A 24,663-nucleotide genomic window follows, 5' to 3' on the forward strand; every position below is an offset into this window, starting at 1 on the left:
ATTTCTTGTAAGGAAAATGATGAAAACACTTAAGTTTGTTACCTTTAGTATTATTATCTTAGCGTCTATCTCCGCAGCGTTAATTTACTATGCATTCAGCCATGTTGATGACCATATCATCGATATTATCGAGAAGACGGGCAGTGATGTGACACAAAGTACTGTCGAAGTGGATCGGGCAGTGATTAACTTGCAGTATGGCAGTGGCTCTCTTTACAACCTGTCACTCAAAAACCCTGCAGCTTATTCCGATCGCGTCATGTACGCATCAAATAAAGTCGCATTTAAGGTGGATATGTCGACACTGAATGCCCCTGTTATTGTGATTAATAAGGTCGATATTAACGATATTTATTTTTATATAGAAACCGCTACAGACTCTTTGTCGAGTGATGACGGGGTAAACCTTAACGAAGCCTCTAATTTACAGGCAATGATTGATGTCATAGCAAACGATGTAGATATTCTTGGTTTAGGTAGTGATCTTTTAGCGAGCCCGGATGCTGAAGTAAAGCAACCGGTCAAGATAATGATCGAGCGAGTGACCTTTGCGGATGCAGCGATCGAGTGGCAAGTAGGTGGTGATAACAAAGCAGGGGCTCAAAATGGTGAAGCTGGTACGGCAGAAAGTACTACCTCGCGAACATTGACAGCTCCCGGTTTCTTTATTGAAAACTTAGGCGATAAAACCACAGGGCTTTCGGTTGATACGATGGCACGAGCTATTTTGCAGCCCTTATTTGCATCTATTCAGAGCGCTATCGAGCAAAAGCCAGCGGTTAAAGGTTATGCAGAAGACCCTTCCGCTCAAGACCGTTTGGGTGAGCAGCTATTACAAGCAATTACTTCGCCTCAGCAGTCAGACTAGTCCTACATGTATCAGCTTGTTGATGAAAATGCTGCTTTTATTGTTGTCAGTAAATCGTCAGGTGTTTGTGTTCACTGTGAGCCTAATCAGGTGGGGTTGATTGTACGTCTTAAGCAAGATTTGCAGTTAGATCAGCTATTCCCTGTGCATCGTTTAGATAAGGTAACATCAGGCCTGTTGTTATGTGCTAAAACACGAGCGGCCGCGAGTGAGCTGTCGCAATTGTTTGAACAACGAGACATTGAAAAGTACTATCTTGCCTTAGGCGATAAGAAGCCTAAGAAAAAGCAGGGGTTAATTTCTGGTGATATGGAGGCAAGTCGACGAGGAGCTTGGAAGCTATGTACCACTCAACATAAGCCTGCGGTTACTCAATTTTTTAGTTATCACCTTCCAAATGGTGCATCGCGAAGTCTCCCTGCGAGTGGACTTCGACTATTTTTATTGAAGCCAAAAACGGGTAAAACACATCAATTAAGAGTCGCCCTGAAAAGCATTGGGTCGCCTATTGTGGGTGATCGTTTGTATGGTCATCCACTTGTGGTCGATCATCAAGAGGATGATGTTAAAGGGGGAGCTGCCATTTATCTTCACGCTTTTGTCTTGCGTTTCAGCTTGCAAGACAGATCATTTGAATATGTTGATATTCCTCATCACTGGAATAATACCCCTATCTATCATGGTGACGTATTGGGCCAGGTTTTGAGTGAGCTGGGCATTGATCGGCCTTGGCTGTTACAGTGGCCAAATATAAAGAGACTGGCTCATTAATCAGCGGCTAATATAGAGGCAGGTTATGCGTAAGAACCCCTTGATTGATCCGATAGAATCTATTCTTGATGCACAAAAAACAACGCTCTCCGAATATGCGTTAATGCAGCAACTGCAGGCACAAGGTTGGCTGGCATCCATCGACGCTAGCGATACACTATCGCTTTACAGTACCCATTTTCTTATATACAACGCCCTCTACCAGTTACGAAATCACTATTCTCAGTCTCAGCAGTATCTGCGCATTTCCGCGTTGGATATTGGTTTAACAGATACCAATAGCGATACAGTTTCCCTGCGCTCTGAAGTCTCTTATTCCATTGATCAAGGGTATCACGAGGCAAGTTCAGAACTGCAAGACTACTATCTTGATTGGGCTAACGTAGATTCGGCAACACGTGAGTCGGTAGATGGTTTGTTAGACAGTTTTTGGTCGCGCTACGTAGAAGAGGACGAGTTGTCTACAGCATTAGATATGCTGGGCGTGATAAAGCAAGCTTCTTATGTCGAATGTAAGCGCGCGTACCGAAAATTAGCTATGAGGCATCACCCCGATAGGGGCGGCAGCGAGCAGCAGTTTCAAAACATTCAACGTGCGTTTTCTACTATTCAACGTCACTTTGGCATTAATAAATAGGGAGTGATTAAGCGAGAGTGATTAGGTAGAATAGCGCACCTTTAATAGCGGGGCAGAGAGCCTTGTTAATTCTTTTCAAAAGTATGCAGCTACCTTTATGAATACATCGACCTTAGAAACCCTCAAAACGATATTATCGAAGCGTATTATGTTGCTTGATGGTGCAATGGGGACGATGATTCAGCGCCATTCACTTGGGGAAGACGATTTCCGTGGTGAGCATTTTCCTGAGCACCCATCGCCATTGAAAGGCGATAACGATTTATTGGCGATTACTCGCCCTGATATTATTCAATCGATACACGAAGCATATTTTGAGGTGGGAGCTGATTTTGCAACGACCAACTCTTTTAATGCAACGACCATTGCGCAAGCTGATTATGATATGCAAGCGCATGTTTATGATATTAATTTTCAAGCGGCGCAATGTGCACGCCGTGCCGCCGATATTTGGACGGCTAAAACGCCAGACAAGCCACGCTTTGTTGTCGGTGCTATAGGGCCGACCAATCGTACTGCTTCTCTATCTCCCGATGTGAATGACCCCGGTAAGCGTTTAGTAACGTTTGATGAGTTACGTGAAGCCTATTTTGATGCAGCTGATGCATTGCTAGAAGGCGGTGCTGATGTATTAATGATCGAGACAGTATTTGATACGTTAAACGCCAAGGCTGGTTTATATGCGATGGCTGAAATCAGAGATAAATGGGGCAATATCCCAGTGATGGTGTCGGGTACCATCACAGACGCTAGTGGCCGAACCTTATCTGGACAAACAGCAGAAGCCTTTTGGATTTCAATGATGCACGGTGATTTGCTGAGTATTGGTTTAAATTGTGCTCTGGGTGCCAATGAAATGTTGCCTTATGTGAAACGGTTAGACGCTATTGCAACCGCTTATATTTCTGCTCACCCGAATGCAGGTTTACCTAACGAGTTTGGTGAATACGACGAAACGCCAGAGCAAATGGCTGAGCAAATCGAAGCCTTTGTAAAAACGTCACATATTAATATTTTGGGTGGATGCTGTGGCACCACACCAGAGCATATTGCCGCGTTGCACGCATTGGCGCAACAACATGCCCCTCGAAAATTAACACACCAATAAAAGACAGGCGATGATGAATAAAACAATTCCAGATATGGTTCTGAGTGGTTTAGAGCCGTTAGTCGTTAACAAAACCACCGGTTTTGTGAATGTTGGTGAGCGAGCGAATGTAACGGGCTCACGCAAATTTGCACGCTTGATTCAAGAGGAAAACTACGACGAAGCGATAGAAATTGCGCGTGTGCAAGTCGAAGATGGCGCACAAATTATTGATGTCAATATGGATGATGCGATGTTGGATGGTGTGGCTGCTATGCGCCGTTACCTCAACTTACTAGCAGCAGAACCCGATATTTGTCGTGTTCCATTTATGATCGATTCTTCAAAGTTCGAGATTATCGAAGCAGGCTTGCAGTGCGTTCAGGGTAAGGCCATCGTTAATTCAATATCGATGAAAGAAGGTGTTGAAGAATTTATTCAATACGCAAAAATTGTTAAGCGCTATGGTGCGGCGGTTGTCGTGATGGCCTTTGATGAAAAAGGGCAGGCAGATACTTATCAGCGCCGTATCGATATTTGTAAAAAATCTTACGATATTTTAGTGAATGATGTCGGTTTTGCAGCTGAAGATATTGTTTTTGACCCTAATATTTTTCCGATTGCCACGGGCATTAGTGACCATGATAACTACGCTGTCGATTTTTTTGCGGCGACTCGATGGATAAAAGAAAACCTGCCGGGTGCAAAAGTATCGGGCGGTTTGTCGAATGTATCATTCTCCTTTCGTGGTAACGACACGGTGCGTGAAGCCATGCATTCGGTCTTTTTATATCATGCCATTAAAGATGGCATGGATATGGCCATTGTGAATGCCGGTATGCTCACCGTTTATGATGATATTCCTAAAGACTTGTTGCAAGTTGTTGAGGATGTCGTGCTTAACCGTCGAGAAGATGCGGGTGAACGTTTAGTTGATTTTGCTGAACAAGTAAAAGATCAAGCGAGTAACGTTAAAGAAAGCGATAAGTTAAAGTGGCGTGAAAATGCGCTACAAGAACGTATTACTCATGCTTTAGTAAAAGGTATTGGCGAATTTATTGAAGAAGATGTAGAGGAAGCACGTCAACAGGCGGATAAGCCATTGCATGTTATTGAAGGCCCGCTGATGGTAGGCATGAATGTTGTTGGTGATTTATTTGGCGCAGGTAAAATGTTTTTGCCGCAAGTGGTAAAAAGTGCGCGCGTCATGAAAAAAGCCGTTGCGTATTTACTGCCCTACATCGAGGAAGAAAAAAAGCGTTCAGGTGATGAAAGCCAAAATAACGGCACGATTATCATGGCGACTGTTAAAGGTGATGTACACGATATTGGTAAAAATATTGTTGGTGTCGTCTTGTCTTGTAACAACTACGAAGTGATTGATTTAGGCGTGATGGTTGCGCCAGAAAAAATATTGGATGCTGCCGTTGAGCATAATGCAGATATTATCGGTTTATCGGGGTTAATTACTCCATCACTTGACGAAATGGTCACCGTCGCTGAAATGATGCAAGAACGTGGAATGACCATGCCATTGCTTATTGGCGGCGCTACTACTTCCAAAGTACACACAGCCGTTAAAATTGAACCAAAATATCAGGGTGTGACATGCCATGTTCTTGATGCGTCGAAGTCTGTACCGGTCGCTAGTGGTTTATTGAGCGATAATAAAGACGCGGTGATTGCCAAAATAAAAGTAGATAATGAAAAAGTGCGAGAACAAAATGCCAATCGACGCTCTAAAAAAGCGTTTGCACCTTTAGGCAAAGCACGAGCTAATCCTGCAGCAATTGATTGGTCAAATTATCAAGCGGTTGTTCCTCCGGTGCTGGGACAGCAAGTCTTTCTTAATTGCCCATTGGAAGAAGTGGTTGCCCGTTTTGACTGGACACCATTTTTTAAAACATGGGAGCTACACGGTAAATATCCTGATATTCTCACTGATAATGTTGTTGGTGAAGAAGCGAGCCAATTATTTGCAGATGCAACAGAGAAGCTACAAGAAATTATTGATAGTAACTTGTTGCAATGTCATGCTGTTATAGGCTTATATCCCGCTAACGGTATTGATAACGATCAAACAGAGTTGTACGTTGATGAGGAGCGTACGACGGTTGCGGCTACCTTAAACCATCTGCGCCAACAAGTGGATCGCCCTGCAGATCGGCCATACCGCTCTTTGGCTGATTTTATTGCACCTGCATCTTCAGGTGTTAAAGATTATATGGGTGCATTTGCCGTCGGCTGTTATGGAGCCGAAACATTGGCAAAAGAATATGAAGCAGCATTAGATGATTATAATGCGATCATGGTTAAAGCGATCGCCGACCGCTTTGCGGAAGCAATGGCAGAGCTGATGCACGAAAAAGTGCGACAGCAGTACTGGGGTTACGCTGAAGATGAGCAGTTAGATAACGACGCATTAATCAAAGAGTCGTATCGTGGTATTCGTCCTGCGCCAGGGTACCCAGCATGTCCGGAGCATAGCGAGAAAGCAACGTTGTGGACATTGCTTGATGTCGAAAATGCTATTGGTAGTCAGCTGACCGATAGTTATGCAATGTATCCTGCGGCGTCTGTTAGTGGCTGGTATATTGCACACCCTGAAGCACGTTATTTTGGTTTGGGAAAAATTGATAAGGATCAATTACGTAATTATGCAGAAAGAAAAGCATGGAGCATGGATACGGCAGAACGTTGGTTAAGGCCGACGCTGGCGGATTAATCGTTGCGTTTTTTAGTAAGCAGCTTATTGGTTGAGGCTTACTTGTAATTCGGTGGCTGTTTCTAATCCACCGATTTTTTCACCGTCCTTTCCAAAGCGTAAAGCAACGGTTTGGTTTTTCTTTTTTGCCAACTCTGTTCTAAAAATATTCTCCTCCTCTATGGCTTGTGCCTCTGATGCAAAATAGCGCCATGTGCCTTGCATTTTATGCATGGCATGTGCGAGTTCATGATATAAGTTTTGTACAGCAGTAAATTCAATCAACTGAAAGTGCTTGTTGAAAACACGATGCGTGCCTTTTTCTGGGCTATCGGCATCAAAAATAATGGTAACGCTTTCTCCAGTGTGGTTAATTAAATTTTCCGTCATCGGCGCGATAGTTCTTCCCGCTGAAAGGCGTGCAGAAAATGCATGTTTAATGGTAAGGATATGGCCAGATTGATTGATAGCTTCGAGTGTGCGCTGGCCTTTGGCGGTTGTCATTATCTCGCTTAGCCAAGTGTGTAGTTTTTGAATATGCTGTGTTGAACCGACTAGATAGATGTTGTTGAATGCATTGAAGGGTTGTGGTCCTGAATGAGATAGATTACTTTTTGTGTCATGCCCTGCTGTTGCAATGCTGTTGACTGCGAAAAATAAATAAATAATAAATGCTAACTTCGCCATCATTCATCCTCCTTCCGCTAAGCTGCGACTTGAGAGGCTGCTTATGTGCGAAGCCAAGAAATCTTTTATATCATGTGTTTTGCACTGTTTTTTTAATGCATGCTTTTAGTATAGCTGAAATTTTTACTTTTGCAGGGGCAGCTATCTTTATATGCGATGACGGATGAGTTATGAGAGTGTGAGAACTTTAAAACCTTGTTCTTTAACGATAACTTTTTGCGAGCTAAACCAGTCGTTATAAGGTAGTTGAATAAACTCGTTAACGACAAAAATAGCCATGCCATTAGTTTTTAGATGTTTTTTGGTTTGCTCTAAAAATTTTAAGGTGAGTGATTTGTCGTGACTGAACCCTTGGTGAAACGGTGGGTTACATAGAATGAGATCAAATCTCTCTTTAATATTTTTAGCGCAATCGTCGGCTATCACATGAACGGAAAAAGGTAGATCTATACTGTTTTTTTGTGCACAAAGAATGGCTGCAGCATTGTTGTCGGTTGCGGTGATAGATAAGTGAGTGCTTGTGGTTGTGTGAAGGTAGTGGGGTAAGTTGAGAAAAATCCATCCGTAGCCACAACCTAAATCAAGTATAGATTGAGGCTTAGGTGTCATGCTAGCCATAATGCCAGATAAGCTGCGCAACAGTAACTCACTGCCTTTATCGATTTTATTCCAGCCAAAAATACCCGCTTTGGTATATGCCTTTTTCGGCGTTGTGATTTCTTCGTTGCGATTGTTTTCATCGGCATCGATAGTATGTATGTTGTGATAAGTCGATATGTTGGCTGGTGTTGCTGTTTTGGGTGTGCTTTTTTCTTGTTCTTCGGTTAATCGAAAGCCTGAAAAAATACCGTGATAGTTCGTGCCATTTTTCTTCAGTTGCCCTTGGCATTGATAGGTCTGGATTAGGTGTTTTTGATAGCTCTTTATCCCCTCTTGTTTTTTTCCGCTAATCACTAGTTCAGGTATTTTTTTGTTTTTTATCGTAGAGCTTACGGTTTTAGAAAGCAGTTGGTTTGTCTCATAGAAAATATGATGGGCAACGGCTTTTTCTTTTGAAATTCGGTAAATGACGCGAGTGACGAGTAGGTCGTCGGGTATGTCGAGTTGCGAGAAGTCAAAATCGTTAAACGTTGCGTTAATATTTTTTTCTTTGGCGGTAGTGAAAATATCATAACGATTGGTTAATAAGAATAATCGCGTTGTTTTCTGTATGGGTAATTGCTTGAGTACGTGTAGAGCATTTTCATCAGCGACCCATAATGTGCATACATCGCTTGCGGATAAATAAGGCAGTAGCGTGTCAAAGCTAGTGTCGTGGTAAGTGTTAGTAGAAGAGTCGGGGTTATTCATAGTAGTCATAGGCTAACCGTCATGACTTCTTCCTTAGTGAGCGCTCGATACTCTCCTTCCTCTAATTCTGTATCAAGTGTGATGTCACCAATAGATATGCGGTGTAACTGCTCAACATGATTGCCAACTGCTGCCAGCATGCGTTTTACCTGATGGTATTTACCCTCACTAATTGATAGCTTAATAGTGGTAGTGTCAATCGTAATAACCGTGGCAGGGCGAGTGGGCTTGTCTTCGTTGTGCAATTGTACGCCTTGAGCTAGCTGTTTTTTAGCTGTATCTGATAAGGATTCGCTGATTGATACTCGGTAAGTTTTTATACAATCATGGTTGGGTGATGTGATGCGATGGCTCCATTGGCCATCGTCAGTAATCAATACCAAGCCCGTAGTATCTTTATCTAGTCGGCCAGCGATATGTAACTGTTCACTATTCGGTTCATTGATTAAGTCGATGACAGTCGGGTGCATGCTATCTTCTGTGGCGCAGATTGTTTGCTGTGGTTTGTTCAGCATAAAATAGCGCGGAGCCAATAGTGCTAAGGGCTCATCGTATAGCGTAACAGTATCGGTAGCACTGCAGACATGTTGTGCAGGATCTTTGGTGGTTTCACCGTTAACCCGTATATGGGATTGCTTGAGCAAACGTTTGACCTCGGTGCGTGAATAGTCACTCACTGAGGCAACGTACTTGTCTAGCCTTACACGGCTTGCTGCGCCATTACTCTTTTTCATGCAGTCCTATTTAGCCGTGGGCTATTCAGAGAGTAGGCTTTTTTCACCAGAAGCGACTGATTGATAAATTAGAGTGTTGATGGTCATTGGCCCAACGCCCCCGGGCACTGGAGTATATGCGGCTACTCGGTCAATGAGTGGGGCGAGCTCAATATCGCCAACGCCGCCAGGATGGTATCCCGCATCGACCACGACAGCGCCATCTTTAATCCATTCGGCTTTAATAAATTCCGGCTTGCCAACTGCACCGACGAGAATGTCGGCCTGTTTGATGTGTTCACTAAGGTTTTGCGTACGTGAGTGACAGATAGTGACGGTTGCATTCGCTCCTAGCAACATCATGGCCATCGGCTTACCTAAAATAGGGCTGCGCCCAACCACCACCGCGTGTTTACCGGATAATTCTATATCGTAGGCTTCGAGCAAGCGCATAATGCCTTTAGGGGTTGCACAGCCATAGGCTTCTTCGCCCATGCTCATGCGGCCGAAACCTAAACAGGTGACACCGTCGACATCTTTTTCTAGGGATATGGCATCAAAGCAGGCGCGTTCGTCAATTTGTGCGGGAACGGGGTGTTGTAACAAAATGCCATGGACGTCTGGATTGTTATTTAGTTCGTCAATTTTAGCGAGTAATTGCTGAGTCGTCGTTGTCTCAGGCAGCTCAATTTTAAGGGAGTTCATACCGATGCGTTGGCACGCGTTGCCTTTCATGTTCACATAGGTTGCGGATGCTGGGTCACTACCTACTAGAATGGTTGCTAATATAGGCGTTCTGCCAGCACTGGTTTTTTTGAGATGATCAATACGTGCGCTTAGTTCGGTTTCGGTTTGCTTTGCGATTAGTTTGCCGTCAAGTAAGCGTGCACTCATGGTCATGATTCCTGAATATTGAAAAAGCGCATTTTCCCATAGGTGTCGATATAAGGCCAATGTTTACGGTGTATTATCTGTTATTGTGAGACGATTATTATGGCTTTTTTCATAAACTTTTTAATTTATCATTGACTGTCTCAAAGTGCGTGGTATTATGCGCACCTCTTCAAACATGGCCGTTTGCAGGTAGTTAATCATTGTTTGATTTTAATGCAATGATGAGTTTTATCGGAGTGTAGCGCAGCTTGGTAGCGCATCTGGTTTGGGACCAGAGGGTCGGGGGTTCGAATCCCTCCACTCCGACCATTCATCTAAATCGACAATAATGGCAAGGCCATGACTACGGGAAAATGTACATGCGCCCGTAGCTCAGCTGGATAGAGCATCCGCCTTCTAAGCGGACGGTCAGAGGTTCGAATCCTCTCGGGCGCGCCAGTTGAAGTAAGTTTTTATGGTGACTGTAGCTCAGTTGGTAGAGCCCCGGATTGTGATTCCGGTGGTCGTGGGTTCGAGACCCATCAGTCACCCCATTCTCTTTTTTTCTTTCATTGTTTACGTCTAAAGCCACAATAGATGCGTAAGTAATGCCTCTATTTCTAAACAATTACTACTCACTTATTTTCGATGAAAAATGATGGTTTGATCCATTATGGCGTTATTCAGCGAGGTGATAGCGATTGTTTGCAATTGTTAATACTGCGTAAAATAGAATTGTTAGGTGAGCGCGGTTACAATGATCGAAAATTCAATTGACATGTCTATATAGCGAACAACGATTAGAGAATAACTATGACTGATTCAGCACAAGGTAACGATGCGCTAAAAGCGGATTTTCGTTTAGGTATGCGGCGTCTAGCTGCGGGCGTATGTGTTATTTCTACAAGCGTAGAAGGGCGGCGCTACGCTATGACAGCGTCATCGGTGACCTCTCTATCTGATGAGCCCGCATCATTGCTAGTTTGTGTGAATCAAGAAGCAACAATGTATTCGTTATTATCAATGGGGCAGCCTTTTGTTGTGAATGTTTTATCTCAATCACAGCAGCATGTTTCTAATATTTGTGCCGCGCGTGATGCTGGAGAAGAGCGTTTTAATAGTGGTGATTGGCAGAAAAATGATGAAGGTTTACCTTATCTCGCAGATGCGCAAGCGACTTTTTTCTGTCGAGTGGATAGCCAAGATATACAGTATGGTACGCACCGTATTGTTGTTGGCTGTATTCAGAAAACATTAATAGATGAAGGTGAAGCGAGCCCACTCGTCTATGTTGATGGGCGTTATGCTGAAATTGCCTAGATCTGTTTGAATTGCTTTTTATGATAGCGGTAAGCGAATCGTAAATATTGTGCCTTGCGGTGTATTGGGTTCTGCGGTATCTGAATCGGAGGTGTTAGATTCAACCGTAATAGAGCCGTGATGATGTTCGGTGATAATAAAATAAGATACCGACAATCCTAGCCCTGTGCCTTTCCCTGTTTCCTTAGTTGTAAAGAATGGCTCAAAAATATGCTGCTGCGTCCATTCATCCATCCCCGGCCCATTATCTCCTATCTTGATAACGGCGTGTTCATTTTCAATCGTGAGAGTGACATCGATGAGCAGCGTGTTTTTATCCGCAGTGGATGCCGATAATGGTATTTCTTCGCTGATTCCTTCGGCGTTTTCGAGTAATTTTTTCTTATTGTGATGATCAAAAAATGCCTGATAGGCATTGTTGATTAAATTCAAAATGACTTGCTGTATCTCAGCGGCCATCCCGTAGATAGTGGGGCATGCACTGGGGAAGTGTCGAGTGATCGTAACTGAAATGTTACTTTTCTTCTTATGTAACCCAGATGTGCTAATGGCAAGATCAATGCTACGATTAAGCAAGTCAATTAATTGCATGGGTTCATGCTTTTGAGTGTGTGTGCGAGAAAACTCTAGCATGTTAGTGACAATTTTTGCTGCGCGCTCACCAGCATCTTTAATATTCGCTAAAAAATCAGTAATTTTTCTAGCATCCAGATAATCGACCAATTTTTCTAAATCAATGCCTTTTTCTTCAGCGACTTTAATGTTGGTCAGCAGGTCGTCTGATAATCGTCGCTGAATCGTTTGTAGGCTTTGTAGTATCGTACCTAAAGGGTTGTTAATCTCATGAGCGACGCCAGCCGCTAGCTCGCCTAGAGAGCTCATTTTTTCGTTCTGAATAAGCATATTTTCTAGCTGAACGCGATGCGTTACATCATCAATGCGGATGACCGCATTTTCTATATCAATGGTTGTTATTGGGTAAATCGTGATGTCGGTAAAGCGTGCATTGCTGCCATGACCTTTTTGAAGTGCCTCTAGGCGCCTCGGTTTTTTCTTATCAATAGCGTGGGTAATTAAACGCATATTGATCATGGGTTCATCAATTAGCGTGTTGATATGCTTGCCTCGTGCTTCATCGTGCGGAATATTGGTTTTTTCTTGCGCGGCATCATTCCAGTGAGTAACGTGGCCCTCGCGGTCTATTCCAATTAGCATTGAAGGCATGGAGTTGATAATCCCCCGCAAGTAATTTTTTGCTTCTAAAAGCAGCGCTTCGGTTTCTTCTTGTTTAGCAATTTCTTGGTATAACTGGTTATTAATTTGATAAATTTTATCGTTTCTTTCCGCCGATTGCTCTGTCAATTCAGCATAGTATTCGTCGAGTGCCCGCTCTTTTAATTGCAGCGCTTTTTCTTTTTTGAATAAGCGATAAGCGATACAGGCAATAACGATAAACAGCACTGCTATGACAGAGAGTAATAGCAGCCATAGGTCATTGTTAGTAATGGGTATAGCTGTATTTAATGAGGAGGAGTGCTTAGCTGTTATTGCATTTCCATTGGCGTGGGCAGGGGGTATAGCAACAGCTAGCAATGTTAGGTGTGTAAAAGCACGATAAGCGGTTTTTATAGACGTTTTTATAAACATAGTAAGTCATCATAGACCTAATCGTAGTAATAGGTCTACTTATTGCAAATTTTCTATCTGTTTACCGAGGTCATCAGTGTTCTTGAAGTCAAAAGCAGAAATTTCTTATTTCTTGTAAAAACATCAAGAAAACTATTTGACACCGTAAGTGAATCGGGTAGAATGCGCAGCTCTCGCACAGGGGGTGGTTAGCTCAGCTGGGAGAGCGGCGCCCTTACAAGGCGTAGGTCACAGGTTCGATCCCTGTACCACCCACCAAATGCGAAGACGATTTATCACTCGAAAGAGTACATTCTACGGACCGGTAGTTCAGCTGGTTAGAATGCCGGCCTGTCACGCCGGAGGTCGCGGGTTCGAGTCCCGTCCGGTCCGCCATATTCGAAAGCCTTGCTATTTTAGCAGGGCTTTTTTGTTTCTAGCATTCATTAATTTTCAGAGGTGACTCATTTAGCATTTTGGTTGATAACCTTAATGTATTCTTCCTTTACGTCTGGCGTAGGATAAACCGTTTCGAAAGGTGTTGATCGGCCACTATGTTCTATCAACCTAACGTGTTTACGCTTTAATGCTCTTGGTTCTTTTACACCGCAAGAATGCGCAATTAATCCCACACCATAAACGACTTTGTTAGCAAAATTCTCAACACGCTTTGCTTTGTCTGCTGGAACAAGACCTTCCTGAAGTGATTTTTTATGTGTGGTGATGCCGGTAGGGCAGGTGTTTTTATTGCACTGTAATGCTTGAATGCATCCTAGGGCAAACATAAAACCTCTGGCGGAGACAACAAAGTCGGCACCTGCAGATAGTGCCCAAGCAATTTTCCCGGGCACAAGCAATTTACCCGAGGCGATGACTTTTATCCGATCTCGCAAGCCGTAGCTTGTTAAAATATCCACAACCAGCGGTAAGCTTTCTTGAATATCCATGCCGATGTAGTCCATTAATGGTTGTGGTGCGGCGCCAGTACCGCCATCCGCGCTGTCAAGCGTGATAAAATCTGGTGCGCTATCTAGTCCGCGTTCATGTATCTTTTCGCAAAGGTCCCGGAAAAAGTGCAAATGCCCGACGACAGTTTTAAAACCGACGGGTTTTTGGGTGGCCGATTTAACCCGTGTGATCATATCGAGCAGGTCATCGATTGAGGTAATATCTTCATGCCCGTTGGGGCTAATTGAATCTTGACCCACCTCAATACCTCGTGTCTTAGCAATAGCTTCGGTGACTTTATTGCCTGGCAATATGCCTCCTTTACCGGGTTTTGCTCCTTGACTCATTTTTATTTCAAACATTTTGACTTGTGGGTGGGCAGCTACAGTTTGTAATTTTTCATCAGATAAAAGGCCTTGCTTATCGCGTACGCCATATTTAGCGGTGCCGATTTGAAAGACGATGTCGCACCCGCCTTCTAGATGATAAGGCGATAGACCGCCTTCTCCAGTATTCATCCAAATACCTGCCGCTTTTGCTCCTCGAGATAACGCTTGTACGGCTGGTTTGGAGATCGCTCCGTAACTCATTCCGGAGATATTAATAATTGAATTAGTGGTGTAGGGGTTTTTGCTAAATCCTTCACCAATAGTAATATCTTTCGATGGCATAATATCTTTATCGAGAGTGGGAAACGGGCAGTTAATAAAAATTGGGTCGCCGGGATTGCTGAGTGGACGAGTCGATCCAAAAGCAATCGTAGTATCGACGTTTTTTGCCGCTCGATAAACCCAAGAGCGATCGGCTCTATTAAAAGGCAGTTCCTCTCTATCCATGGCAAAGAAATACTGTCGAAAAAATTCACCGATATGTTCAAAAAAATAGCGAAAGCGACCAACAACAGGGTAGTTGCGTCGAATTGTTTGTTGAGTCTGAGTTTTATCAATCACGTAAATGATAGCGATATAAATAATGCCTAGACCGATAACAAAAAGTAAAGTTAAGGCACTCCACTGGATAATATGGCGAGCTAATGTGGGGAGTAGTTCCATAATATTTTCCGCGTTATTTTTATTAAAATGTTCTTGATGACATCAGTAATAAGACAGGGAATCGCTTAAAAGTTCACCGGGCTATTGTGAGAGCTAAGGTTAATTAGTGGGCGAAAATATACTCGGTCAGTGGTATGCAAGGTAATCAGAACGTAGCGGGGCAATGAATATTGATATGCTCTTGGGTGACGGGGTGTAAAAAGGCAATATACTCTGCGTGAAGCAGCAGGCGCTCGCTTTGATTGTTAATATCCGGTGGTGCGTAAAAATAATCGCCTAAAATGGGGTGCCCAATAGCGAGCATATGCACACGCAATTGGTGAGAGCGTCCGGTAATAGGTGTTAACAATACACGGCTAGTATTATTGTTTGGGTTATAGGAGACAAGACTAATCTGGGTCGTTGCGTGTTTGCCTTGTTCATGATCGACTTTCTGTTTGGGTCGATTAGGCCAATCACAGATAAGTGGTAAATTAATATCTTCGGTGCGAGTCACTTGTCCAGCCACAGTGGCTATATAGCGTTTTGCTATTTTTCGTTCTGAAAATAATTTACCCATCGCAGCCTGAGTCGCATGATTTAGTGCAAGGATAACAATACCGGATGTCGCCATATCTAAGCGATGAATAATACGTGCGCCTGCCCAGCGGGCTGTTGGGCTATTGTCGCTGTCGTTACTTCGCCCATAATCGGTAATACGATTAATTAAGCAATCTTGCTTGTCGGGGCCTCGCCCCGGTACGGTGAGTAAGTCCGCAGGCTTATTAACAACCAACAAATCCGTATCTTCATAAAGTATTTCTATAGGGAGAAGTGACGGTGGTGTAGCTATTGAGGGAGTCGGTTGAGGCATAAAGTGATGACTTAATGAGGTAATGAATAGGTGCGGCAACTATTGAGGAGAGATAGTATTATATGCGCTGCGAGTTTGTGAGGCTATTTTTTCGCCGCCTCTTTTAGATATTGTTAGGTGCGTATTGGTGAGAAAATAAGGCGAGCAAATAAATAGTACTGATCGGTGCTATTACATGCCTAAACTCGAGCAATACTATACACTGTGCAACCACACGACGGCTTAGTATTTAACAACTAGCCGAATAATTGTTAACCGATAATGGTAAATGCCGATAATGAGCGATAGTACTTATGCTTTATCAACGATGCCAGTGCCTTATCCATGGCAACAGCAAGCATGGATAAGAATTCAGCAGCAGATTGCCCAAGATAAAACACCTCATGCGTTATTGTTATCAGGCCAACAGGGTGTGGGTAAATGGCATTTTGCCCAGTCGCTTGCGGACTCATTGCTTTGTGTTACTCCTCAGGCCGAATTGGCATGTGGGCACTGCAAAAGCTGCCAGCTAATTAAAGCAGGAACACATCCGGACAAAAAAGTGTTCGCGCCTGATGAAAAGGGCAAGGCGATTAAAATTGATCAAATTCGCTCGCTGTCTAACTTCATTGCAAATACCGCTCAGCAAGGTGGGCGTAAAGTAGTGTTACTTGGCCCTGTGGAGCAGTTGAATATTAATTCGGCGAACGCGCTACTCAAAAGTTTAGAAGAGCCTGCAGGCGATACGGTGTTAATACTCGTTAGCAACGTGCTAAACAGTGTGATGGCTACCATACGTAGTCGCTGCCAATTACTTGCGCTTCCATGCCCTGATCGTGAAGAAGCTTTGAGCTGGTTAGAAGGTTTACAGGTCGATGATGCTAGCACATTATTGGCTTTATCCGGTGGTGCGCCCTTAACGGCTAAGGAGATGGTTGACGGGGATTATATCGAACATCTCCATTTGTTTATTCGAACGCTCGATACATTATCTCATCCATCCTCTTCAGCCGCTTCCGATGTCAGTATGGCAGCGGATTGGTTGCCATTAAGTATCAACCAGTTAACCGAGTGGTGGCTGCAAGTTATTCATAGTATGGTATGTACTACGACTGCACAGACACCATCACTGGATGGGCTTCAGCAAAATGAAATGAGTATTAGTCAGCGTATGCAGCGCTTAGTGGATAGTGGCCGCCACTTAAACCAACAATGGCTGTATAAATTTAGTGATAAACTATTGGCATTACGTCAACAGCAATTGCAAGGAGCTAATCCGAATATGCAACTGCTGATTGAAGAGCTGCTATTAGATTGGCAGGTTATTGTGCAACGGTCATGATGCTGGGCTAATGAGTAATCAGTACATCAAATAATAACGTGACAAGAGTATGAGGGTAAAATAATGAGTGGATTTAGTCTGGGTGGTGCCGGCCAAGGTATTCTCTCTTTATCAATTAAAGATGTGGCAACATTACATGCATCTTATATGCCTTACGTTGAAAACGGTGGTTTGTTTATCCCCACTAAGAAAAAATATCAAATGGGCGATGAAGTTTTTGTTTTATTATCGCTGATAGATGAAGCTGAAAAAGTACCTATTTCAGGAAAGGTGATTTGGTTGACGCCCTCAGGCGCCCAAGGCAATCGTGTAGCCGGTATTGGTGTTCAGTTTGCTGAAAGCGATAGCAATGTTGTTGAATCTATCGAAAAATATCTTGTTGGTATTCTCGAGTCCGATCGCCCCACCCATACTATGTAATGGGTGTGCTACGTCCTTATTCTCGCTCCTTTTTAAATTAATAAATTCTTATGCTTATCGATTCTCACTGTCATCTTGATCGCCTCAACCTCGAAAAATACGATAACCAATTATCTTCTGCAATCGATGCGGCATTAGCCCGGGGAGTACAGCAACTACTCTGTGTCGGTATCAGTGTTAATAATCGTCAAGCGGTTGTTGATATTGCCGAGCAATATCCTCAAGTTGTATCGTCTGTAGGTGTTCACCCTTTAGACGTCAAAGAAGGGCTGGCGACAGAAGAGGATTTGATCCGCTGGTCAGAGCATCCAAAAGTAGTGGCGTTAGGTGAGTCGGGCTTAGATTATTACTATAGTGAAGACGATAAACCCTTACAACAAGAGAGTTTTGTTATACATCTGCAAGCCGCAAAGCGTGCGCAATTACCCGTTATTGTACATACTCGCGATGCGCGTGAAGATACGCTGAATCTCATTCGAGAATATGGCAGTGAGGTATCGGCAGGAGTACTGCATTGCTTTACTGAAAGTTGGGATATGGCCAAGCAAGCTATTGATATGAATTACATGATTTCTATATCCGGTATTGTGACGTTCAAAAATGCGACGGAGCTGCGCGAGGTTGTCAAAAAAATCCCAATGGATCGTTTATTGGTAGAAACCGATTCACCTTATCTGGCACCGGTTCCGTTTCGTGGTAAGTCTAATGAGCCACAGTATGTGCGTGAAGTGGCCGAATATATTGCTGAACTAAAAGGAGTGACGTTTGCCGAACTGGCTGATGCGACAACGCAGAATTTCTATCGTTTGTTTCCTAAAGCAGCCGGTGGACAAAAGGCCTAACGCGCTAGTTGGCAAACAGTGGAATATCTGGGGAGTGTGTTGCTTGCCAGAGCTTATTGGCGAGCGCGTCGTTGCTTTCTTGCATACCGCTATTAATCCACTCGGCGAGTGCTTTTGGAACATCAGGATAAACAACTTTCTTTCCTAAAAAATCAGTTAACCACGCATCGACCACCTGTTTGTCTAAATGTGGCATCGTCATTCCTAGTGATAATTTTTCTAAAGCATAGGCGTTAGATAATTGCTCCATTTGGCCGTGTAGTGGTTTGACCAATATCTTCTTGCCCAGACTAATTGCTTCGCTTGCGAGCTCAAAGCCTGCATTGGTGATAACACCGTTGCAAGATAACAAGTCGCGCTTAAAGCCATCTCTATCTACTGGGTGTAAATGAAGATGTCCTTGAGATTTTTTTTGTTGAATATTGGGGCCGTAAATAAAAAATTCATATTGATTAAACGAGGACAGTAGATCGATGACCGACTTTGTAGATTCAAAACCTAAATAAACAACAATTTTATTATCAATAGTCAGTGTTGGTTGGTGATCTATATCGATAATGGGTGGCAAAATAGGTTGGTTAAAATGATGCCAATGCAAACCAATTTGCCGCTCGGTGGGGGCAAAAAATTTCATCACTGCGTCGGTGAGTAAATTGTTTCCTTTTTTGGGAATGTCATGCAGAAAAGCGTATTGATGGCCTATAGCTAATGAAGGGATATTCTGCCGCCTAGCTGCCCATGCAGATATAGGCTCAAAGTCAGAAATGACTAAATCGTAACGGCTCAAGTTAGTCTGCTTAATATCTTGAAATAATTGGCGAAGTTTATTTTCACGTAGGGTGGCAATAGGGCTAATTTTTCCTCCATGGGTGATAAAAGTGAGCCCGGAGTGACAAGTGAAATCACCAAATGGCGCCATGTCAAAATAATGCTCACGCTGACGACCACTGAATAAATAATCAACGTTAATATTTTTGTATTGTTTAAGCGCTTTATTCATTGCGCGTGCGCGTGATAAGTGGCCATTCCCTGTGCCTTGTACACCATATAGTATTTTCATTAATAACTCTTTTTACGCAATACAATATAAACAAATTTGAGCAATAGAAATACCTAGTATGCTGCCAGCGACAATATCGGTTGGGAAGTGAACACCTAGCATCACACGAGATATACCGACCAGTGGTGCCCATAATAAAAGCAGTAACCAGTAAATAGGGTCATAGGTAACACCAATAGTCCCTACTAAAAAAGCCGCAGAGGTATGGCCGGAAGGAAAACTGAATTGGTCCGCCGGCTTTATGATGCTTTGGTAGCCGGGTATGACTTGGGGTGGACGATTACGCTTTAGTTTATTTTTAAGAAAAAAATAGCAGAGACGTTCCACACTAAAAGTAATGGCTAATATTTTGACAATATCCCAGCGATAAAAGTAAGCAGCCATTATTGTTGCAAAAGCATACAGATAACCATCTGCGGTACGAGAAACCCATCGACTGATGGATACAATACGCCGATGATGTTTACGTTTTAAACACCAGTCGAAAGTGTATAAATCTACATGGTGTATGTATTGTAATAAACGCATTCTTCTGGCCTCATTTGTGTGCTCGGCAGGAATGAATAAAATCATGCGGTGACCATAAAGCCATATCATGACAGCAATATGACATTGGTGCTTTCACGTGAACGTTTGAGTCAGGCTGTGATTTTGAAGCAACATTTCGATGGGTAAGCGTGATAAAATTAGTAAATATTAGAGTATTCACCAGTAAGCTCACGGCTTAAGATAACAGCGAGGTATACCAACGGTGCGGACACAGATTCAAGTAATGTTAGATTTACAGGATGCTATGAACACCAAAGTGCATTCTGATTGGCGCGAGCAGGGGTTTGAGTGGTATCGAGCAATTTGGATTGAGTGCGCTGAATTGATGGATCACTACGGATGGAAATGGTGGAAAAAACAATCGCCAGATATAGAACAGGTTAAGTTAGAGGTGATTGATGTTTGGCATTTTGGATTAAGTATGTTGCTGGTGAAGACCGTTTCTGCTGAAGATATTGCTGGTGAGCTAGAGTCTGCATTAGCGAAAGTTGGCGATGTAGATTTTCATAGTGCAGTCGAAGTCTTTGCGGGTAAAACCTTAACGACGCAACATTTCTCGGTTGAATCGTTCGCGGGCCTAATGCAAGCGACGTCAATGTCATTCGATGCGTTATATACCGGATATGTCGGCAAAAATGTTCTCAATTTATTTCGACAAGATCATGGATATAAAGATGGCAGTTATCAAAAGCTATGGGGTGGTCAAGAAGACAACGAACACCTAGTGGATATTGTACAAACGATTGATGCCTCGTCACCGGACTTCAAAGAAGTGCTGTATCGCGAATTATCACAACGTTATCAGTCCCTGTGTAACTAAGGCACGAGGATAAATGGCGTGACTGAATAGTTCGTCTAGACTAGATGAAATTACATTAAAACACTTTATAATGATGCTTCATTATTCAGATGTTACTTACCCAATATTAATTATGGAGAAAAAGAGTGAAATCACCCGTTAGAGTTACCGTAACTGGCGCTGCTGGCCAAATTAGTTATTCTTTATTGTTTCGCATTGCAGCCGGTGAAATGTTGGGTAAAGACCAACCTGTTATTTTGCAAATGCTAGAAATTACACCAGCGCTTAACGCTTTAAAAGGTGTGGCGATGGAGTTGGATGACTGTGCATTTCCGCTATTGGCGGGTATGGTGACAACAGATGATGCTACAGTGGCATTCAAAGATACAGACTATGCATTACTAGTGGGCGCTCGTCCACGTGGTCCAGGTATGGAGCGTAAAGATTTACTAGAAGCGAATGCGGCTATTTTTTCTGCTCAAGGTAAAGCCATGAATGAGGTTGCTTCGCGTGATATTAAGGTACTTGTTGTGGGCAACCCTGCAAACACTAATGCGTTGATTGCACAGCGTAACGCGCCTGATCTTGATCCTCGTAATTTCACAGCAATGACGCGTCTTGATCATAACCGTGCCTTGACACAACTTGCCCAAAAAACCGGCACTAGCATTAATGATATTACCCAACTAACTATTTGGGGTAACCACTCGTCAACACAGTACCCAGATATTCACCATACGCAGGTTGAAGGAAAGTCGGCGATGAGCTTGATTGATCAAGCGTGGTATGAGGGTGACTTTATCCCTACCGTGCAACAGCGTGGTGCAGCAATTATTGAAGCGCGTGGCGCATCAAGTGCAGCATCTGCCGCTAATGCCGCTATTTTCCATATCCGTGATTGGGCTTTGGGTACACAAGAAGGCGATTGGACAAGCATGGGTGTTTATAGCGATGGTAGCTATGGCATTCAAGAAGGGCTTATTTACTCATTCCCTTGTGTTTGTAAAAACGGCGACTGGGAAATTGTTCAGGGTGTAGAATTGAATGACTTCTCAAAAGAAAAAATGAAAGCGACAGAGCAAGAGCTTGCTCAAGAGCGTGATGCTGTTGCTCACTTACTACCCTAGTGACTAGTTATTAGCAAAATTATAAAAAACGCGAGCTGGTCTCGCGTTTTTTATTGCCCACTATTTATTCATTAGACGTTATTGCTGTGCAGTTGTGGGTAAAAAGAGCGTAAGTACGCCCAATGACGTATAGAAAGACACTGTAATCATCCAAGGCTATCATAAGAGGAATAGAAAATGAGTCACCCTAAAATAGGCAATAAAGCTCCTGCATTTACACTCACTAACCAAAAAGGCGAAAAGGTGTCATTAAAAGACTTTTCAGGTAAGAAAAACGTTGTGTTGTATTTTTACCCAAAGGCATCGACTCCGGGCTGTACCGTACAGGCTTGTGGTATACGCGATACTCAGAAAGCGCTAGATCAACGAGATACTGTTGTGTTTGGTGTGAGCCCTGACCCTGAGACGAAATTGCAAAAGTTCATTGATAAGCAATCGCTGAACTTTGATCTTTTGAGTGATGAAGATCATGCGATTGCGGAGAAGTATGGTGTGTGGGCGTTAAAGAAATTTATGGGAAAAGAGTTTATGGGTATTGTCCGCACGACCTTTATCATCAATAAAGAAGGGCGGCTTGCGCATATTATGGATAAGTTTAAGACCAGTAACCACCACGACGTGCTCATAGAGTGCTTAGATGAGCACTTGAAGGGTTAATTCCCCTAGACTCTTTTATTCTGTAAATAATGGTCGTGTTTATTCTGGGTGATAAAAAAGATATATAAAAGGCATCAAAATAATCTTTTTGTCACCTAAATCATCTTTTTTGTCGAAAATAATCAGTTTTTGGCAAAAAGTTGCTTTCCGGTGTGTGTGCTTTTACCTGTTTATTTGACAACACATACTTATAATCAAAGAGGAGTAGTTTGCATAGTTGTCTATCTCATGCCTGAACAACAACTTATTAAATGCTTTTGAGCAGATATGACTCAGTAGCGCAGGCGATGTGACAACAATGTTCTGATTGATCGAAAGTAAAGGAGTTTTTTATGATGCCAGCTGCAACTATTGCCCAGACGCCAACCCCTCAACCCGTTTATGCTCGTGCGCGTGAAAATGCACTGGATTCCGGTTATCAAGATTTGGAACGGTTTAGGGGACAGGCACGGGTTCCCGTTATGCACGGAACTGCAGGACAGGTTCTAGAGACCTTACAGCGACGTATCGGTCAAGAGTCATTAGGCATCAATGCGGTGTCTCGTAGCATGGGCATGTCGAAGCGTACGCTGCAGCGTCGTTTGAAGGCTCAGATGGTGCACTACGCCGGCTTAAGAGATCGTGTGAGGTTTAATCACGCAATACGTTGTTTATTGATCGAAAAAATGAGTGTGGAGCAAACGTCCAAGTACTTAGATTTTTCTGATAGAACCAGCTTTACCAATGCTTTTAAACGCTTATCTGGCTTGTCTCCGAGCGTATTCCGTAGATTATACCGAGACTATGTATAATCCATCCCTCGTCACGGAGAGCGGATTGAGTTCTTGCTACTGTACTTTCCTATCATAATGAGCTTAATGAATTAAGCTCGTTTTTTCGCCTTATTAAATTCCCCTGTATCATTGCCTCTGACTGCTAAAGTCGGTAGAGTATCGACTAAATTTTATTAATGATAATAAGAGGTTAGGTATGTCATTCTTTATTTCTTCGGCTCACGCACAATCGGCACCAGCACCGGCTTTAGGTGGTGATTTCACCGGTTTACTGCTTATCGCAGGCATGTTTATTTTAATGTATTTCATGATTATTCGCCCTCAGCGTAAGCGTCAGAAAGAGCATCAGTCATTAATTGAAGGGGTTTCAAAAGGTGATGAAGTTTTAACAACCGGTGGAATTATAGGCAAAGTAACCAAGGTGGAAGGCGATTACATGGTGTTAAATGTTTCTAACAACATTGAGATGACCTTTCAAAAAGTATCATTGCATGCTGTGCTGCCTAAAGGCACGATTAAGGCAATATAATAGTCTGTACTATATAACTTATGCCTAAAGAGTTTGATAAAAAGTTAGTTATTGCGATATCTTCCCGTGCACTTTTCAATCTTGATGATAGCCATCAAGTATATGTGAACGATGGGTTGAAAGCTTATTCTGAATATCAAATTCAGCGAGAGAATGAGGTCTTAAAACCCGGTAGTGCCTTTCCTCTTGTGGAAAAACTACTGGCACTTAATACCTTGGGTGATGGGCACCCAAGGGTTGAAATTATTTTGCTCTCAAGAAATAGTGCCGATACGGGCTTGAGAGTGTTTAATTCCATCCAGCATTATAAACTCAATATCTCGCGTGCCGCATTTTCTGGCGGAGAGAGCCCTTATCGCTATATTGGCGCCTTTGGCTGTCATTTATTTCTATCCACTGATGGCGAGGATGTGAGGCATGCATTAGATAATGGCATTGCGGCTGCGACATTACTTCCTGCAGGTAAAGAGACGAATAAAGCCTCTCAACTACGCTTTGCTTTTGATGGCGACGCGGTTATATTTTCTGACGAAGCCGAGCGTGTTTACAAAAAAGAAGGCTTAGAGGCTTTTACTCAAAAAGAGCAAGCAGCCGCCAAAACCCCATTAACGGGGGGGCCATTTAAAGACTTTCTGTCAGCGTTACAGCAACTACAATCAGAGTTTACCGAAGGTGATTGCCCAATAAGAACTGCTTTGGTGACGGCTCGCTCTGCACCGGCTCACGAACGTGTAATACGTACGTTAAGAGCATGGAAAATCCGCATTGATGAATCCCTATTTTTAGGTGGTTTATCAAAAGGTGACTTCCTTAAAGCCTATGGCGCCGATGTTTTCTTTGATGATCAAGCTCTACATTGCGAATCGGCAAAAGAGCATGTGGTGGCAACCGGTCATGTTCCTCACGGCATCGCTAATGAATAATAAAGTCTGTGACTTATCTTGAGCATAGAGAAGTCACCTTCTATTCCCAAACTGTCTATTAAATAGGCAGCTTTCTTCCTGCTTACTGCTATCCTTTAATACACAATAGCTTGTCGCTAATGTTTGCCAAATGCAATTTGGCTATCAAATAATCAGTGGATGATGGTTGTTATG

22 protein-coding genes, 5 tRNA genes and 1 pseudogene are annotated in these 24,663 nt (G+C 43.1%); 19 read left to right on the forward strand and 9 right to left on the reverse strand.

The genetic code is table 11. The annotated features are described in order from the left end of the window. The first annotated feature begins 19 nt into the window (after positions 1-19). From ACZ5O6_RS04575 to metH, 4 genes and pseudogenes are all read left to right on the forward strand, one after another. Positions 20-868 carry a hypothetical protein gene (locus tag ACZ5O6_RS04575; protein WP_464283546.1) on the forward strand — a complete coding sequence of 283 codons (849 nt, stop codon included), beginning with the start codon at positions 20-22 and terminating at the stop codon, positions 866-868. Positions 869-874: 6 nt separating this feature from the next. Then, positions 875-1,639, forward strand: coding sequence for a TIGR01621 family pseudouridine synthase (locus ACZ5O6_RS04580; RefSeq protein WP_447090650.1), 765 nt, complete (start codon positions 875-877; stop codon positions 1,637-1,639). 25 nt (positions 1,640-1,664) lie between these two features. Then, positions 1,665-2,276, forward strand: a complete 612-nt coding sequence (locus ACZ5O6_RS04585) for a DNA-J related domain-containing protein (protein WP_447090651.1) — start codon at positions 1,665-1,667, stop codon at positions 2,274-2,276. Between the two features lie 97 nt (positions 2,277-2,373). Beyond that, a pseudogene (gene metH / locus ACZ5O6_RS04590) lies at positions 2,374-6,088 on the forward strand (methionine synthase). Positions 6,089-6,112: 24 nt separating this feature from the next. On the opposite strand, the gene ACZ5O6_RS04595 reads toward metH, so the two are convergent. From ACZ5O6_RS04595 to folD, 4 genes are all read right to left on the reverse strand, one after another. Further along, positions 6,113-6,757 (reverse strand): M91 family zinc metallopeptidase, encoded by a 645-nt coding sequence (locus tag ACZ5O6_RS04595; RefSeq protein WP_447090652.1) that lies wholly within the window; start codon positions 6,755-6,757, stop codon positions 6,113-6,115. Between the two features lie 165 nt (positions 6,758-6,922). Beyond that, positions 6,923-8,113, reverse strand: coding sequence for a class I SAM-dependent methyltransferase (locus ACZ5O6_RS04600; protein ID WP_447090653.1), 1,191 nt, complete (start codon positions 8,111-8,113; stop codon positions 6,923-6,925). Continuing rightward, entirely contained in the window at positions 8,110-8,838 is a 729-nt protein-coding gene (gene rsuA, locus ACZ5O6_RS04605) for a 16S rRNA pseudouridine(516) synthase RsuA (RefSeq protein ID WP_447090654.1), read from the reverse strand. The genes ACZ5O6_RS04600 and rsuA overlap by 4 nt, the downstream gene beginning before the upstream one ends. A gap of 21 nt (positions 8,839-8,859) precedes the next feature. Beyond that, positions 8,860-9,711, reverse strand: a complete 852-nt coding sequence (gene folD / locus ACZ5O6_RS04610) for a bifunctional methylenetetrahydrofolate dehydrogenase/methenyltetrahydrofolate cyclohydrolase FolD (RefSeq protein WP_447090655.1) — start codon at positions 9,709-9,711, stop codon at positions 8,860-8,862. Between the two features lie 232 nt (positions 9,712-9,943). On the opposite strand from folD, the gene ACZ5O6_RS04615 reads away from it, so the two are divergent. The 4 genes from ACZ5O6_RS04615 to ACZ5O6_RS04630 all read left to right on the forward strand — a co-directional run bounded on the left by ACZ5O6_RS04615 (position 9,944) and on the right by ACZ5O6_RS04630 (position 11,010). Then, positions 9,944-10,020: transfer RNA gene (locus ACZ5O6_RS04615), tRNA-Pro, on the forward strand. Between the two features lie 52 nt (positions 10,021-10,072). Continuing rightward, a tRNA-Arg gene (locus ACZ5O6_RS04620) sits at positions 10,073-10,149 on the forward strand. Between the two features lie 19 nt (positions 10,150-10,168). Continuing rightward, positions 10,169-10,244, forward strand: a tRNA-His gene (locus ACZ5O6_RS04625). Positions 10,245-10,503: 259 nt separating this feature from the next. Further along, the gene (locus tag ACZ5O6_RS04630) at positions 10,504-11,010 is read left to right on the forward strand and encodes a flavin reductase family protein (protein WP_447090657.1); all 507 of its coding nucleotides are present in this window, start codon (positions 10,504-10,506) and stop codon (positions 11,008-11,010) included. An 18-nt stretch (positions 11,011-11,028) separates the two neighbouring features. Here ACZ5O6_RS04630 and ACZ5O6_RS04635 read toward each other — a convergent pair whose 3' ends face one another. Then, a complete protein-coding gene (locus tag ACZ5O6_RS04635) occupies positions 11,029-12,657 on the reverse strand; it encodes a two-component system sensor histidine kinase NtrB (protein WP_447090658.1) in 1,629 nt (542 codons plus the stop codon). 182 nt (positions 12,658-12,839) lie between these two features. On the opposite strand from ACZ5O6_RS04635, the gene ACZ5O6_RS04640 reads away from it, so the two are divergent. After that, positions 12,840-12,915 (forward strand) — tRNA-Val (locus ACZ5O6_RS04640). A gap of 40 nt (positions 12,916-12,955) precedes the next feature. After that, positions 12,956-13,032: transfer RNA gene (locus ACZ5O6_RS04645), tRNA-Asp, on the forward strand. A 68-nt stretch (positions 13,033-13,100) separates the two neighbouring features. Here the strand turns inward: ACZ5O6_RS04645 and ACZ5O6_RS04650 are convergent. After that, the gene (locus ACZ5O6_RS04650) at positions 13,101-14,636 is read right to left on the reverse strand and encodes an FMN-binding glutamate synthase family protein (protein WP_447090659.1); all 1,536 of its coding nucleotides are present in this window, start codon (positions 14,634-14,636) and stop codon (positions 13,101-13,103) included. A gap of 145 nt (positions 14,637-14,781) precedes the next feature. Beyond that, on the reverse strand, positions 14,782-15,489 hold the full coding sequence (locus ACZ5O6_RS04655; protein ID WP_447090660.1) for a pseudouridine synthase: 708 nt from the start codon (positions 15,487-15,489) through the stop codon (positions 14,782-14,784). Between the two features lie 277 nt (positions 15,490-15,766). On the opposite strand from ACZ5O6_RS04655, the gene ACZ5O6_RS04660 reads away from it, so the two are divergent. From ACZ5O6_RS04660 to ACZ5O6_RS04670, 3 genes are all read left to right on the forward strand, one after another. Beyond that, positions 15,767-16,810 (forward strand): DNA polymerase III subunit delta', encoded by a 1,044-nt coding sequence (locus ACZ5O6_RS04660; RefSeq protein ID WP_447090661.1) that lies wholly within the window; start codon positions 15,767-15,769, stop codon positions 16,808-16,810. A 63-nt stretch (positions 16,811-16,873) separates the two neighbouring features. Further along, the gene (locus ACZ5O6_RS04665) at positions 16,874-17,230 is read left to right on the forward strand and encodes a PilZ domain-containing protein (protein WP_447090662.1); all 357 of its coding nucleotides are present in this window, start codon (positions 16,874-16,876) and stop codon (positions 17,228-17,230) included. A 50-nt stretch (positions 17,231-17,280) separates the two neighbouring features. Then, positions 17,281-18,072 (forward strand): TatD family hydrolase, encoded by a 792-nt coding sequence (locus ACZ5O6_RS04670; protein WP_447090663.1) that lies wholly within the window; start codon positions 17,281-17,283, stop codon positions 18,070-18,072. Positions 18,073-18,076: 4 nt separating this feature from the next. On the opposite strand, the gene ACZ5O6_RS04675 is transcribed toward ACZ5O6_RS04670, so the two are convergent. After that, positions 18,077-19,132 carry an MJ1255/VC2487 family glycosyltransferase gene (locus tag ACZ5O6_RS04675; protein WP_447090664.1) on the reverse strand — a complete coding sequence of 352 codons (1,056 nt, stop codon included), beginning with the start codon at positions 19,130-19,132 and terminating at the stop codon, positions 18,077-18,079. Between the two features lie 12 nt (positions 19,133-19,144). Further along, positions 19,145-19,660 (reverse strand): phosphatase PAP2 family protein, encoded by a 516-nt coding sequence (locus ACZ5O6_RS04680; RefSeq protein WP_447090665.1) that lies wholly within the window; start codon positions 19,658-19,660, stop codon positions 19,145-19,147. 244 nt (positions 19,661-19,904) lie between these two features. Between ACZ5O6_RS04680 and ACZ5O6_RS04685 the strand changes: the two genes are divergently transcribed. The 6 genes from ACZ5O6_RS04685 to ACZ5O6_RS04710 all read left to right on the forward strand — a co-directional run bounded on the left by ACZ5O6_RS04685 (position 19,905) and on the right by ACZ5O6_RS04710 (position 24,489). Beyond that, a complete protein-coding gene (locus tag ACZ5O6_RS04685) occupies positions 19,905-20,501 on the forward strand; it encodes a dUTP diphosphatase (RefSeq protein ID WP_447090666.1) in 597 nt (198 codons plus the stop codon). A 125-nt stretch (positions 20,502-20,626) separates the two neighbouring features. Then, positions 20,627-21,607 carry a malate dehydrogenase gene (locus tag ACZ5O6_RS04690; protein WP_447090667.1) on the forward strand — a complete coding sequence of 327 codons (981 nt, stop codon included), beginning with the start codon at positions 20,627-20,629 and terminating at the stop codon, positions 21,605-21,607. 177 nt (positions 21,608-21,784) lie between these two features. After that, positions 21,785-22,264 (forward strand): thioredoxin-dependent thiol peroxidase, encoded by a 480-nt coding sequence (gene bcp / locus ACZ5O6_RS04695; protein ID WP_447090668.1) that lies wholly within the window; start codon positions 21,785-21,787, stop codon positions 22,262-22,264. Between the two features lie 332 nt (positions 22,265-22,596). Beyond that, complete coding sequence (locus tag ACZ5O6_RS04700) at positions 22,597-23,055, forward strand: helix-turn-helix domain-containing protein (RefSeq protein ID WP_447090669.1); 459 nt, start codon at positions 22,597-22,599, stop codon at positions 23,053-23,055. 178 nt (positions 23,056-23,233) lie between these two features. Next, complete coding sequence (yajC, locus tag ACZ5O6_RS04705) at positions 23,234-23,566, forward strand: preprotein translocase subunit YajC (RefSeq protein ID WP_447090670.1); 333 nt, start codon at positions 23,234-23,236, stop codon at positions 23,564-23,566. A gap of 20 nt (positions 23,567-23,586) precedes the next feature. Next, positions 23,587-24,489, forward strand: coding sequence for a 5'-nucleotidase (locus tag ACZ5O6_RS04710; protein ID WP_447090671.1), 903 nt, complete (start codon positions 23,587-23,589; stop codon positions 24,487-24,489). The last annotated feature ends 174 nt before the right edge of the window (positions 24,490-24,663 follow it).

It is taken from the genome of Eionea flava (genome assembly GCF_055393785.1).

Excerpts from the sequence above, each read along its gene's own strand:
- rsuA (WP_447090654.1), bottom strand. The coding sequence starts at position 8,838 with ATGAAAAAGAGTAATGGCGCAGCAAGCCGTGTAAGGCTAGACAAGTAC.
- ACZ5O6_RS04710 (WP_447090671.1), top strand. The coding sequence starts at position 23,587 with ATGCCTAAAGAGTTTGATAAAAAGTTAGTTATTGCGATATCTTCCCGT.
- yajC (WP_447090670.1), top strand. The coding sequence starts at position 23,234 with ATGTCATTCTTTATTTCTTCGGCTCACGCACAATCGGCACCAGCACCG.
- bcp (WP_447090668.1), top strand. The coding sequence starts at position 21,785 with ATGAGTCACCCTAAAATAGGCAATAAAGCTCCTGCATTTACACTCACT.
- ACZ5O6_RS04635 (WP_447090658.1), bottom strand. The coding sequence starts at position 12,657 with ATGTTTATAAAAACGTCTATAAAAACCGCTTATCGTGCTTTTACACAC.
- ACZ5O6_RS04585 (WP_447090651.1), top strand. The coding sequence starts at position 1,665 with ATGCGTAAGAACCCCTTGATTGATCCGATAGAATCTATTCTTGATGCA.
- ACZ5O6_RS04650 (WP_447090659.1), bottom strand. The coding sequence starts at position 14,636 with ATGGAACTACTCCCCACATTAGCTCGCCATATTATCCAGTGGAGTGCC.
- ACZ5O6_RS04680 (WP_447090665.1), bottom strand. The coding sequence starts at position 19,660 with ATGCGTTTATTACAATACATACACCATGTAGATTTATACACTTTCGAC.
- ACZ5O6_RS04575 (WP_464283546.1), top strand. The coding sequence starts at position 20 with ATGAAAACACTTAAGTTTGTTACCTTTAGTATTATTATCTTAGCGTCT.
- ACZ5O6_RS04580 (WP_447090650.1), top strand. The coding sequence starts at position 875 with ATGTATCAGCTTGTTGATGAAAATGCTGCTTTTATTGTTGTCAGTAAA.
- ACZ5O6_RS04660 (WP_447090661.1), top strand. The coding sequence starts at position 15,767 with ATGAGCGATAGTACTTATGCTTTATCAACGATGCCAGTGCCTTATCCA.
- ACZ5O6_RS04670 (WP_447090663.1), top strand. The coding sequence starts at position 17,281 with ATGCTTATCGATTCTCACTGTCATCTTGATCGCCTCAACCTCGAAAAA.
- ACZ5O6_RS04655 (WP_447090660.1), bottom strand. The coding sequence starts at position 15,489 with ATGCCTCAACCGACTCCCTCAATAGCTACACCACCGTCACTTCTCCCT.
- folD (WP_447090655.1), bottom strand. The coding sequence starts at position 9,711 with ATGAGTGCACGCTTACTTGACGGCAAACTAATCGCAAAGCAAACCGAA.
- ACZ5O6_RS04595 (WP_447090652.1), bottom strand. The coding sequence starts at position 6,757 with ATGATGGCGAAGTTAGCATTTATTATTTATTTATTTTTCGCAGTCAAC.
- ACZ5O6_RS04700 (WP_447090669.1), top strand. The coding sequence starts at position 22,597 with ATGATGCCAGCTGCAACTATTGCCCAGACGCCAACCCCTCAACCCGTT.
- ACZ5O6_RS04675 (WP_447090664.1), bottom strand. The coding sequence starts at position 19,132 with ATGAAAATACTATATGGTGTACAAGGCACAGGGAATGGCCACTTATCA.
- ACZ5O6_RS04630 (WP_447090657.1), top strand. The coding sequence starts at position 10,504 with ATGACTGATTCAGCACAAGGTAACGATGCGCTAAAAGCGGATTTTCGT.
- ACZ5O6_RS04600 (WP_447090653.1), bottom strand. The coding sequence starts at position 8,113 with ATGACTACTATGAATAACCCCGACTCTTCTACTAACACTTACCACGAC.
- ACZ5O6_RS04665 (WP_447090662.1), top strand. The coding sequence starts at position 16,874 with ATGAGTGGATTTAGTCTGGGTGGTGCCGGCCAAGGTATTCTCTCTTTA.
- ACZ5O6_RS04685 (WP_447090666.1), top strand. The coding sequence starts at position 19,905 with ATGTTAGATTTACAGGATGCTATGAACACCAAAGTGCATTCTGATTGG.